Source organism: Anaeromassilibacillus sp. SJQ-5, assembly GCF_054108045.1.
The window spans coordinates 1,977,684-1,990,138 of record NZ_JBPJWQ010000001.1; the positions used below are offsets into that span (position 1 = coordinate 1,977,684).

The 12,455-nt window shown below is 52.3% G+C and carries 10 protein-coding genes; all 10 read right to left on the reverse strand.

All coding sequences use genetic code 11. From position 1 onward, the window contains the following. Positions 1-20: 20 nt before the first annotated feature. The 10 genes from ACSAMM_RS08440 to ACSAMM_RS08485 all read right to left on the reverse strand — a co-directional run bounded on the left by ACSAMM_RS08440 (position 21) and on the right by ACSAMM_RS08485 (position 12,445). Positions 21-938, reverse strand: coding sequence for a hypothetical protein (locus tag ACSAMM_RS08440; protein ID WP_457791035.1), 918 nt, complete (start codon positions 936-938; stop codon positions 21-23). 248 nt (positions 939-1,186) lie between these two features. Continuing rightward, positions 1,187-1,375: a hypothetical protein gene (locus ACSAMM_RS08445; RefSeq protein ID WP_457791036.1), complete on the reverse strand. Its 189-nt coding sequence runs from the start codon at positions 1,373-1,375 to the stop codon at positions 1,187-1,189. 26 nt (positions 1,376-1,401) lie between these two features. Next, positions 1,402-1,620 carry a hypothetical protein gene (locus ACSAMM_RS08450; RefSeq protein WP_457791037.1) on the reverse strand — a complete coding sequence of 73 codons (219 nt, stop codon included), beginning with the start codon at positions 1,618-1,620 and terminating at the stop codon, positions 1,402-1,404. A 24-nt stretch (positions 1,621-1,644) separates the two neighbouring features. After that, on the reverse strand, positions 1,645-4,416 hold the full coding sequence (locus ACSAMM_RS08455; protein WP_457791038.1) for a helicase-related protein: 2,772 nt from the start codon (positions 4,414-4,416) through the stop codon (positions 1,645-1,647). A gap of 515 nt (positions 4,417-4,931) precedes the next feature. Beyond that, entirely contained in the window at positions 4,932-7,352 is a 2,421-nt protein-coding gene (locus tag ACSAMM_RS08460; RefSeq protein ID WP_457791039.1) for a TIM-barrel domain-containing protein, read from the reverse strand. A gap of 35 nt (positions 7,353-7,387) precedes the next feature. Further along, positions 7,388-8,683 (reverse strand): MGH1-like glycoside hydrolase domain-containing protein, encoded by a 1,296-nt coding sequence (locus tag ACSAMM_RS08465; RefSeq protein WP_457791040.1) that lies wholly within the window; start codon positions 8,681-8,683, stop codon positions 7,388-7,390. A gap of 23 nt (positions 8,684-8,706) precedes the next feature. Continuing rightward, positions 8,707-9,411 carry an MBL fold metallo-hydrolase gene (locus tag ACSAMM_RS08470; protein ID WP_457791041.1) on the reverse strand — a complete coding sequence of 235 codons (705 nt, stop codon included), beginning with the start codon at positions 9,409-9,411 and terminating at the stop codon, positions 8,707-8,709. Then, positions 9,408-10,145 carry an SDR family NAD(P)-dependent oxidoreductase gene (locus ACSAMM_RS08475; RefSeq protein ID WP_457791042.1) on the reverse strand — a complete coding sequence of 246 codons (738 nt, stop codon included), beginning with the start codon at positions 10,143-10,145 and terminating at the stop codon, positions 9,408-9,410. Before ACSAMM_RS08475 ends, ACSAMM_RS08470 begins: the two co-directional genes overlap by 4 nt. A 23-nt stretch (positions 10,146-10,168) precedes the next feature. Further along, positions 10,169-11,083 carry an RraA family protein gene (locus tag ACSAMM_RS08480; RefSeq protein WP_457791043.1) on the reverse strand — a complete coding sequence of 305 codons (915 nt, stop codon included), beginning with the start codon at positions 11,081-11,083 and terminating at the stop codon, positions 10,169-10,171. Between the two features lie 18 nt (positions 11,084-11,101). Further along, complete coding sequence (locus ACSAMM_RS08485) at positions 11,102-12,445, reverse strand: mandelate racemase/muconate lactonizing enzyme family protein (RefSeq protein WP_457791044.1); 1,344 nt, start codon at positions 12,443-12,445, stop codon at positions 11,102-11,104. Positions 12,446-12,455: the final 10 nt, after the last annotated feature.

A 12,455-nucleotide genomic window follows, 5' to 3' on the forward strand; every position in this document is an offset into this window, starting at 1 on the left:
GTTCACAATATATAATAAAATCAGACCTCCACTGTGTAATTATCCATATCAATTTTCACTTGATTATCTTCAATAGGTATCTCAATATCTTCTAATAATCGTTCGGTATCCTCAAATTTTAAAAAGTATAATAGTGTTGCATCTATAACCCTCCACTTTCGGCCTACTAAATCGTAATCAATTAATGGAGGATTAATATAATTTTTTAATTGTAGTTCTGCGAAGTTATTGAGAAGATATGTAAGATCACTAGAACGAACATCATCTGGTCTATAATGGTATTGTTTAAAAAGCGGTAATAACTTAGATCTTGTAATTCCAAATAAAAGTTCATTTACATCTGTATTTGCTATAATTACTATAAGGTAGTACGGCATATATAATCCACGTGTTCTTAATGACGCAGATGCTATGCACTCAAGAGATCTTATATGGCTTGCTCTGTAATCTTCTGCCTTTTGTTCAAGTGCTTTCTCCAGAACCTCCTTCAACAATATATTCTTTTTAACTACAGAGTTTTTATTTACTCCCGAAAAAAGACAAACGTACTTACACAACTCCTGTACTATACCGATATTACCGAAAGAATTTTCTAATATCTTTTCTTTAATTTCTTCAGCAATACTAATATTTAGATAATGCTCTCCTAATTTAATTACTTCTTTAAAATCTTTAGATACCCATGGTTCAACTGGAATTTCACATATTCGATCAAGCAGGTCCCTATTGAATTGTAATAAACGATTCTTCTCTTTCCCAATACCTAATATGATAAATCTTATTCCACTGTCCTGAAATACCCTCAAATCTATTGAAAATGCTCTTTGTGTCTCATCTGTTAAGTAATGAAAATTTTCCAGCACTATATATTTCTTAAATTTAACTTTATGTAGTAATTCGATTACGTCCTGAGCAATCTCGATATTAAATTCCCACATTTCAGACATCTGCTTTTCTTGACATCCACCACCTAGGTTGCCATTAATACCAAAATCACTATGTGTCAAAAAAGGGATATTTGTATTAAAATGTGTTTGGCCTCCAGAAACGGGAGTGAAAAAGCGGCGTTTTCGGAACCGATCATCACCGTCCCTTTGTCACTTTGAAACGATACCGACTCCCCGGCCAGCTTGTCCAGGACGCTGGCGATTAGCGGCGTGAGGATGATGCTGCCGCTTTCCTCCACCTACTCCTGCCGGAGCCGCCGCTGGATATGGGTGCGGATGTCGGTGCCCGTAACGGTCAGCAGGCCGCTGGACGCATCCGCTTCGATCAGGACTCCGGCAATTTCCGGAATATCCCGGTTGGGCTGAACCACCTTTAAGGCCGTTTTCACGGCTTTCAGCAAAAGGAGACGGTTGGCTGTGAATTGCATGAATGCTTCCTCCTTACGATGTTGTTTCATGAAGCCAGCAGGTCAAAAATACTGACCTGGCCTGTGTCTTCCGCTCCGCCGCTGTTGGTTTGCGAATAGGGCGGTACAGGAAGCAAAACCGGCTGTTGAACAGGCGGCGCCTGCTTTTCCGGTTCTGGCGGGGCAGACAGCTTTTCGGCTGCTGCCGGTTTGGGGTGGTTCCCGATGATCGCCATTTTCTTGAAGCTCGCCGCCAGATCCTCCACGTCGTCCTTCAGGCCGCGCATCAGTTACTTGGCAAGCTGGGTGGTGAGATCCTGGCAGTCGGACATGGCCGCCAGCCCCTCGTCGGAAATCTGCCCCTCAACGACGGTGGCTGCGGACAGCTTGGACGCCATAAGGCGGAGTGCCTTGTGCTGCATGGTGTCGGCATAGTAGAGCATATAGATCTCCACCTTGGGCACGGTCTGGTTAATCCTCCAGCTTCGGCGGGACGCCTGCCGGAACACATACAGGTTGAAGGCGATGTTGTAGAATACCAGGGTGGTAAAAGCATTCAAATCGAGGCCGGTTTCGATCAAACTGGGATTGACGATCAGTACCTTTATCCCTTCGCGCACGCGTTTGTCTACCCATTCTTCCCGCTGTACGGTCGGCACGGCCTGATCCAGAATCGCGGCTTTGACGCCTTTTTCCATCAACAGTTTGTGAAGCCGCTCCTGTGTATCCAGCCGCACCCATGCGGTGAAGACGATGACGCGCTCGCCCGCCTGAATCTTCCGGTCGATCAAATCAAGCAGCACCTCGTCCTTGGGCTGCAAATCTGCCGCGCTGCCGACGTCTTGGGGGGCGGCGAGTACGTTCTGGTCTTCCTCCGGTACAAACGGGTTGCGGATCGGCTCGTGGCCGTAGGGCTGGTCGGGATAAGCGGCCAGCAGGTTCAGATACGCGGACATCACCCGCTTACCGATTCGGGGCGCCTGCCTCATCAGATGCCGGAAGTTGTTTTGCAGGGCATCGTATTCCTTTTGGACTTCCGGCAGCATGGTACAGGGGATGGGGATTTCCTCGTAGTCGGGCAGCTCCTTTCCCATGTCGTTCAGCGACAGGAACACCGCATTTTCCAGCAAAAACCGCGAATACACGATAGGCGAGACCCCCGGCAGGAACCGTTCCCGTACTTTGCGCCTTCTGGATTTGGATGTGCTGTTGTATTCGGTGGTATCCTCTTCGTACAGCTCTTCCAGCACCCCATACTGCAAACAGAAATCCCGCGGCCGTTTGTACGCCTGGTTATCCAGCAGCATCAGGCGGGCCTTCAGCCGGAACAGCAGATAGAAGATGCCTTTGGCGTACCCGTTGACGAGGGTGGCGGTCATGCCGAGTACCTTGTCGGCGATCCCGGCCAGTTCTGCCATAGCCTGTCCCTGCGCACTCTCGCCGCTGTACTGGTGCAGCTCGTCTACGATTAAGGCGTCGATCCGTTTCAGCTTTTTCTTGAGATAGGCGGACAGCGGATACCGCCGGTAGGCGCCGGCGGCGGGAAAGAGGCCGTCCGGCCGCTCCACCACTTCCTCGATCTTCGCACGGAACGTCTTTTTACAGGTTTCGGCCGCCTGATAGGCAAACAGGCGGTGGACATAGCCGTAACCGCCGATGCGCACCCACTGGGTTCGTTTTGGCGTCAGGTCGTCGGGATTCTGAACCGTCCAGAGGGAAGCGCCGCAGAAACGGCAGCGGTGGTTGCGGGAGTTTTCCTGCTGAAAAAACATGGCGTCCGCCTTTACCCAGGCGGAAGTGTCGGGATCGCGCATCTCCTGCACCCTGCCGCAGTCCGGGCAGATAAAACCTCTCTTCCGCCGGTTCCAGGTTACGGCCGGCCGGTGCATATACCCGTTGCGGGCGGTTTCTTTGGAAAGAATGCAGAATACTGTTTTGTTTTCCCCTTGGTATAGGCGGTACAGCCGGTCGATGTCCCGGATGCTGTTCACGTGCTGGGCAAAGCAGTCCGGTACGGTTTCGTGCAGCTCCCGTACCCATTTCCCGGTCAGATGGGATGGACAGACCACGACGTTGAAGTCTTTCCGATTGGTGCGTCTGTCCGGCTGGCCGTGCTGGTAGGCATACAGGGCGGCTGCGCCGATCTTGCTCTTGCCGGTGCCGCATTCGGCCACCAGGAGCGCCAGCCTGTCGGTTTCCAGCTGACGCTTGAGGGCCTCCGCCGCACCAAGCTGCGCGTCGAACAGAGAGTATCCGGCGTGTGCGAGGACATACCGATTGACCTCCTGCACCGGCGGCGACACCGCCTCCTCGGCCGGGTTGAACCGGGGAGGGAAGCAGTCCTTGATCCGCCCGGCGATTTTGTCGCCGAACTCCCGCAGGTAGGCGGTAAAGGAAGGGATGTGCCGGAATACATCCTCTTGGCCCGGGGAGCTCCCCGGAATGACGATGCACCCGTCCTTCAGGCCGTCTTCCAGCACCTGGACGATTTCGCTTTCGTCTTTTGATACGCTCATATGCCAGCACTGGAATTTACGGCCCGGACAGTACACCTTCAGGCGGTCCAGCAAACCGCGCTTTTTCAGTTCCGAGAGGAAATACCCCCGGAACTCAGGCAAAAGGGGAACGGAAAGCTTACGGTCCAGCTCGTCAAACAGCTCCGCGCTGCTGGTACAGAAGATATACAGGTTCCGTTTCAGACTGACCGTTTCCTTTTCACTTTTGGGGTCGTCGTCTTCCTGTCCGACGGCCAGGGATTGCAGGGAATCGTCCTGAAGCCAGTGGATTCCCTCGGCGTACACGCCGTCGTGGGAGATCCGCCTCGCATAGTTCCGCCTCCCTTTGCTGTTTAAGCAAAGGGAGCTTTTAGAGCCGGTCAGCTCCAGTTCGCAGCCGCCGAGGATGGCGTCGCTCATGGCCTGCACCGTTTCCGGGTATCCGCCGATCCGCAGGGCAACCACATTTTTCTCCTGATCGTATACCACCATGTCCGCATAATTGACAAGGCCCACGGCTCTTTCTGCGTCCAGGCAGCGCACACGAATCAGAGATGGGGTTGGCACGCTTGCATCCGTCCTTTCCGTTTCAATTTTGGTCTATATATAACGAAAAGGCCGCGCCACTCCCCACACGAACGGAAAGTTGACGCGGCCTTTTGCGGTCGCTTGGATTTGCTTTACTGATTTTCCCGACCAAACGGCGGGAAAGAAAAAAGGCCGGAGTATCCCCCGGAAAGGGAATCATCCGACCTTTTAACTCAAACCAAGACCCGCGAAAGGGTCATTATCTCAAACCTAAAACAAGTATACTATACCATATATAGATAGCATTGTCAACGTAGAGCACAATATATTTGCATAAGCAAATTTTTATCGCCGGTGTTGTACTGAAAGATCAGCGAAAGCACAGCTACACCATACCCGCATTATCAACAAGGGAGTTATTTATAACTCCTGCTCGACAAGTTTAGAAAGCGGATCGAGTTTTCTCGTACAGTTTAACAGGTAAATAGTAATCATCCAACAGAACAGGCTAAAAATCCGCCTTCTACGATGGCAGTATACCGCAAATTGGCTTCTTAATCCGTAGAGCCATCGACTTGCTTCTGCGCTTTGAGAACCTCCTCCAGTGCGTCAACCAATAAAGGCTCTATCTGCCGATAGGTAAACAATTTCTCCCGCCGTTGTTCTTCTGCAAATGCATCATTTGAGAGGAACTGCCACATATCCGCCTTAGGCTCATTTTCAGTATGGGAATATAGCAAAATGTCAAAGAGCGCTTTCTGTCGACTGCCCTTATCTGTGAGACACAGCTGTTCCGCCGTAAACTCAACCATCACTTTTTTGTTCACGGGTACATTGAATAATGTAATTGTCCAGCTGTCCATCTCCGGCTCATATGTTGACGAAGTAGCGTGTACCAAACCATCGATCAAGACGCGTATTTCTGTCTCGACAGGAAGCGCCCGAAAGCGCAATGTGTAATCTCGCCTAACTGGAAGAACATCGGCATCCCCTTTCGTCGGATGGATCACAAAACATGCTTTTTCATCCGTCCACTGCCACTCATATAGGGTTTCAGCAAAATGGCCTTCCATATAGCGATTGTTAACCCCTTCGTCCTCATACAGCGTAAAGCGGTTGCTTTTACCGGCAAACACGACCAGTTCCAGTTGCATTGCAGGCCCAACGGCATTGTCGCCTTCCGCTCTGCTCTGCATCGGCACAATCGCGCCTGCCTGGCAAAACACCGGAATTGAATTCAGCGCGCGTCGGGCACATACGCGGCGACCGCCTGTGTAAATCACACCGGTAAACCAGTCGATCCACTGTCCTTCTGGCAGCCACAAATCCGTCTCTGCAAGCCGTGTCCGCTCATCCATGGGCTCCGTCACAGGACAGACGAGCATTTCCGTTCCAAAGAAGTATTCGTTGCCAAATTCATAGGCGCCAGCTTCCTCTGGATAGCGGTAATACAGCGGCTCGCACAAAGCACGACCTTCCATATGTGTGCGGTGATTCATGGAATACAGATAAGGAAACAATTGATGACGCAGGCGCAAAAATTGCTTGGCGACTTTTTCTGCTGAAGGATCATAGTTCCACGGTTCTTTTCCGAGAAACGGATTGTTACTGCAATGCAGGCGGCTGATCGGCGAAAACACGCCAAATTGGATCCAGCGGATATACAGCTCGTCATCCCGTTTTCCTTGCTGGAAGCCGCCGATATCGTGGCTCCAATACGGATATCCGATGTTTGCAGCCGTTGCTGTAAAATACGGCTCATATTTTAAAGATTCCCAACAGATATAGGTATCACCGGAAAACCCAACATAAAACCGCTGACTGCCCGGTCCGGCATAACGCGAAAAAAACATAGGCCGTTTATCTCCGCGTGCACAATCCAAAGCATGAAAATGGTTGAGTGCCCACAGCGGATCGAGCCCCGGCATATCGCTCGTCCTTCCCTGTTGCCAGTCCATCCACCAAAAATCGACACCATCCTTCTCATATGGATGGTGCACGATCGACAGATACGGATCCCAAAAGCTCGGATCTGCAGGCTCAAAATTGACCGTTTTTTTCGTATCCGGATCTATTCCTCTAGCTACCGCCATCTCTTTGTACATATCCTCGTGATCCTGTACTCCGCGCGCTGGATGCAGATTCAGGGCCGGATGAAGACCACGCTCATGCAGCCTGTTCAAAAAGTGCCGATAATCCGGAAACAGCCTCCTGTTCCACGAATAGCCCGTCCAAAGCTGTCTCCAGTCCTTTCCAAATCCGCTGCCTGCCCAATGCCAGTCCATATCGATTACCGCCACGGTGAATGGAATATCCTCTTTACGGAAACGATCCATCAAAGAAAGATAGCTTTCTTCATCATAGGGATAAAAACGACTCCACCAGTTTCCGAAAACGTAGTGCGGAAGCAGCGGGGGCAGACCGGTCAGGGCATACAGCGCCCACGTCGCGCCAATATAATCATGCCCATAGCCAAAAAAGTAGATGTCCGTTACACCATCCGGGCGCTGTTCAACCCAACCCTCATCATTAACGATTAAGCTGCCGCCGTCTTCCAGCACGGAATACCCGTTTCGTGAGCATACGCCCTCGCCAAGCTCCCCGTTGCTTTCAACCGGATAGCCGTCAAGGGTTCGGCACGTTCCTTTCAGCGTATGCACTTCGTCTCCCCAATGCCATACCGGGTTTCCCGGCATCGTATGCACCGTGACAGACAGTGCAGACAAAGCAGCCTCATGTTCCCAATAAAGCGTTAGCTTTCCAGTTTCGATCTGGATAGACCGGCTGTCACGTCTCAGCCTATAAGGTGTTTCAGGGAATTGCCGATTGACAACACTCTGCGTTCCGCGATCCTCAAAAACAGCATCCGGTGCAAATTCTATCCGCAGCAGCCGATCCGTCAGCACTGTAAACCGACAGTTACCGCAGAGTACCATTTGCTGCTGTGCCGCTTCCGCGGTATCACGCCGTTTCAACCGTTCAGGTAGCATCGCTCTATTCCCTCGTTTCTTTATTCATCCAACAGTCCAAGCGTTGTACTATCACGCCCGGCGGCAATTTCGTCCTCGGCACACCGGGCCAAAACATTCCAGCTGATAAAGCCCGGCCTGAACAGCGGTTGCCCATCCTCGCCGGAATAGTATTCGTGAATACAGCCGTTTTGCTGAATATCATTTGCGAAAGTGTTGGACATACGCCGTGCGATTTCCGCCGCTTCCTGCTGAAAGCCGTACCGTGAGAGGCCATAGGCGCACAGATAGGAGGTCAAGCCCCAAACCGGGCCCTGCCAATTGGAAGGGTCAACCATTTGAACATTGTTGTACACATCGATATCTTCCTTGGAATGAGAGCGTATCCCGCACGGTGCGAGAAATTGCTTTTCATCCATTAGAACGTCCCGCATACAAACAGCTTGTTCCTGTGTGACCACGCCGGCCCACAGTGGAAAGAAGCAGGAAAAATTCCGGAACTTCAAATATGTGCGCCAAGTGATAGACTGACAAGTCGTAAACTCAAAGTCATCCTGGCAATCAATGTTATAGAAAAAACGATCGATCTTATCCCAATAGTCCTGTTGAATCTGTGCTTTCAGCTTTTGCGCCTGTTCGTAATAACGGGATACTGCCGTCGGCTCAAAATGTTTGGCTAATTGAGCCATTGCCATGATATCCCGATAGTGCCAGCTGGCCAGATCGACCCCGGCCGATGAGCGATTGGGCCGACCGTAAACTGCCGGATTATTATCCAGGCCATTGCCGTACATCTTATTCCAAAGATAGTAACCCCGCGGCGAAACCGAATAGGCATCAAACCATTTTCGCATACGTTTCAAATTGTTCCAGTATTGTTCGAGCCACGAGAAATCGCCCAAGCGTTCACCAATGATATAGGAAAACTGCGCCTGCAGAGGATAGGGGAAGGAAAACGCCTCGCGCGAACCGTCCGGACCAATCTTCTTTGCAGGTCGGCCGGTCGTACGGAAAACTCCATCCAGAAAATTTTCTACAGCGCCTTTAGCATAGGGCAAGCCGCTTTCTGGCACAGCGCAGGCCACAAAGAAAGCATCCCAATCCCATAGATCCTGATATGCGCCGCCAGGCACAAGATACGGGAATTTCATCGCTCCTTTCGGTTCTTTATATAGAACAGAAATCTGTTGCCCAAAATAATGACGCAGGATCTCGTTTCGCTCTCTTCGGGTTGCAATTTCATGATAGATAATCTTCCCCTTAGGCATTACGCCTGGGTCGCGTTCTAGATAGCCAGGTTCATAAACTGTATTTCCGATCTTCTCCGGCAATACCATCGCGCATTCTCCTTTGGCTGTATTCAGGCCTTGTAGAGTCTTACTGCACCGCTGTTTTTCTCTACCTGATATCGGGTTGAGCTCTCCAACGCCGTCCCGCCCGGCACACAGCAGGTGAACTTGGCGGGATCCTCTGTGTTGGATGCGAACATCCCATAGTGGTTCGGCACATTCACAGGTGCGCCGATAGACCGGGCGACCTCCACGGCTTCGCTCACATTCATGTTGCCGAGCTTACCATTGATGCAGAGGAACGTCACATCCGGCGCAAACTGCGCCACCCCATACAGCCGTTTGTCAAACAGCGTATCTCCGCTGAAATATAGCGTCACGCCGTCGCCGCGTACGACTACGCCGAACGCCTCAACTGTGTGTCTCGCATATACAGCCGTCACCGTCATATTCCCGACCGCGATTGTATCGCCGACATGAAGGGCCGTCACATTCTCACGGCCAAGAGAACGCAGCTTCTTCCGCCCCTCGCAGGTAGTTAAAAAATGCAAGTCGGCATCCATGCGAACTATGGCATCCGGATCGAGATGGTCAAGGTGGTCGTGCGTACAGACAACGGCGTCGGCGCGGATAGCTTCTGGCTCAATCGGTGCCGAAAACAGACGCGGCCGCCCGGCTACACGGTTGACGACATCCGACAGATACGGATCCAGCACTAGCGTTGCTTCGGCCGTGCGAAGTATATAGCCGCTCTGGCCGATCCACTCGATATTCATTGTATGCTCTTTCCTCCGTCTACAAAAATGCTCTGTCCAGTGATGTATCTCCCCTTTTCCGAGCAGAGCAGGGATACGATCCCGGCGCAGTCTTCCGGCTTGCCGTAAAAGCCTACCGGAATGGAATCCATAACCTGCTGAGCATAAGCGGGATCTGCCAGCGCCTTCGTGTTGCGATCGGTGTAGATTACGCCCGGCGCGACATTATTGACCGTGATGCCGTCCTTTGCGAGCTGCAACGCCAGCGACCGCATCAGGTTCGTCTGCGCCGCTTTGGAGGCCGAATACACGAGCATATCCGGGTGCGGTTTTGCCTCCTGCACCGAGCCGATCGTCACAACCCGTCCCCAACCGGCTGTCCGCATATGCGGCACAGCCCCCTGAACGAGCAGCAGCGAGGATATAAAATTGCAATTGAGCTGATCACGGCACTCATCCTGTGAGATCTGCTCCCATTTATTACGATATTGCATGGATGCGTTGAGCACCAACGCGTCGATATCGCCCATTTCTGCCACAAGCCTGGCCGTTTGATCCAAATTGCACAAATCGGCCTGTATGACTGTCGCCGAATGGCCGGCTCTTTCGATCAGCTTGCGCGTCTCCTCCGCTTTCTGCATATTACCGGCACAGTGGATCAACACCTCATAGCCGTCCGCAGCCAACGCAATCGCAATTGCGCGGCCGATGCCGCGAGACGAACCAGTCACGAGCGCCCGCTTTCCGTTTGCCATGCTGATGATCTCCTTTCTGCCTGTCACAGCGCCGTCTGCGTATCGTTCGGATCGCCGTTGCGCGCCAGAGCGTATTCCTTCGACCAATCCAAACCGCGATAGGCCTCTCCCCGTGTATCGGTACGGATCCAGTCGAGCAGCATATCCAGCATCTCTTCCGTCCAGGTGTTTTTGTCGATCTGCGCCGTAGTGAATTTGTTCTGCGCGATCATCTCAAAGCCAAAATCATCCTTAACGTGCGTTTTGGCTGCGCCCTCGACCACATCGGAGACCAGATGCGCTGGAATGAACAGTACGCCGCCGCCTGCACCGAATACGACATCGCCCGGCAGGCATACCGCGCCTCCGAAGTTCGTCACCGTGTTGAAGCCGGTCATAATAAAATCACGGATTGGCGTGGGATCGATCCCGCGGTAATAAACCTGCACCTCCGGCACCTGCTTCATCTGCTCCACATCACGCACGCCGCCCCAGATAACCGCACCACCGGTTCTGGTACGCGTCCTGATCGCGGTTGTCAGGTTGCCACCGAGGAACGTCCCCTTATAGATCTTGTCGTACATATCGGCCACGACTACATCACGATCGGCCAGACTATCCACGACCCACTGATTGTAATTGCCCTTACGGCCCTCCTCTGCCCCCTTTCGGAACATGACCTCATGTAGGTCAGGACGCGTCGGGCAAAAATTGCAGGTCACGGCTCGGCCGATCAGCTTGCGACCATCATCGTGCAGCGGGTGCAGCGGGTGCTCCCCGCCACCGACGAACTGACTTTCATATCCCAACACAAAAATTGGCTTCCATACCTCTTCCAGCGTCATGCCGCGCAACGCATCCAGATATTTGTCTGCAACCTTCGGCCTTCCGTCCGGCAGACGTTCGCCGTGCCACAGCGGTGTTAAAGCGATGATCTCTTCTCTGTCATTGAAATGCATAGCGTTTCATCCCCCTTCTCAGCTCCAGATACGGTCGTTGGAAAACTCTCTGTTCCATTCGTCGGTAGGCTCAAAATAACCGGGAATCTGAGGATTGATATGCTCCCGCAGTACTTCCTCGTTAAGGTCGTCAAAGCCGATGCCAGGCTTCTCCGGAACCTTGATAAAACCGTTTTCAAACAGCGGGTTTGGAATACCGGTCACCATATCGGCCCACCATGGCACGTCGACCGAGTGGAACTCAAGGGCCAGAACGTTGTGCATAGCGGCCGCTGTATGTACCGCTGCCAAACAGGCAACCGGGCTTTCGGCCATATGCACGGCAACCGCCACGCCGTTTTCGTCGGCAATATCACTGATCTTTTTCAGTTCCAGCGCACCGCCGCAGGTCAGAATATCCGGGTGAATGACCGACACCCCGCCTGCCTTGATGAGCTTTTCAAAATCTTCCTTGAGATAGATATCCTCGCCTGTACAAACCGGGATGCAGGAACTGTTTTTCAGCCGCACATACTGGTCGGTGTACATCCACGGAACCATGTCCTCAATCCAGGCCAGATTATAGGGTTCCATCCGCCGGGCAAAGCGGATACAATCCTCCACACACACATGGCCGAAATGATCGATTGCCAGCGGCACCTCATAGCCGATAACCTCGCGCACCTCACGCACATAGTTTTCCAGATAGTCCAGTCCCTTTTCGGTCAAATGAATACCGGTAAACGGATGCGCAGTCGTCACGATCGCATAACTCTTCTGTGCCTTCACCATGTCGGCAGTCACACTGCCCCCCTGCACATTGAGAATGTGCGGTGCGTATTTTTTCATATCGTCAATGAAACCAAGCGGCGCATTGATCGTGCCGGGCTCATCCAGCAACAGGCCGATGCCTAGATCCATCTTGAGAAAGGTAAAACCCATTTCTATTCTTTTTTTCAGCGCCATTCCCATGTCGTGGCCGGTGTGTTTGCCATCCACGTCCGTATCACAATAGACACGTACCTCGTCACGGAACTTACCGCCGAGCAGCTGATACAGCGGCACGCCATACGCCTTGCCAGCCAGATCCCACAATGCGATCTCAATGCCGGATACCCCGCCGCCCTGCCGGGACGGGCCGCCGAACTGCTTGAGCTTACGGAAGATACGATCCACATTGCAGGGGTTTTCGCCGAGAAGGCGGCTCTTGAGCATCAGCGCATAGGTCTTGCTCGAAGCATCACGTACCTCTCCAAATCCGGAAATACCCTGATTGGTATCGATACGCAGGATCGTGCAGCGCTTAGGCGCGCCATCAATATCCACGAACCGCAGATCGGTGATCTTCAGCTCTGTAGGGTTGGAACAGGAATTAAAGCTCATGTTTTTACCT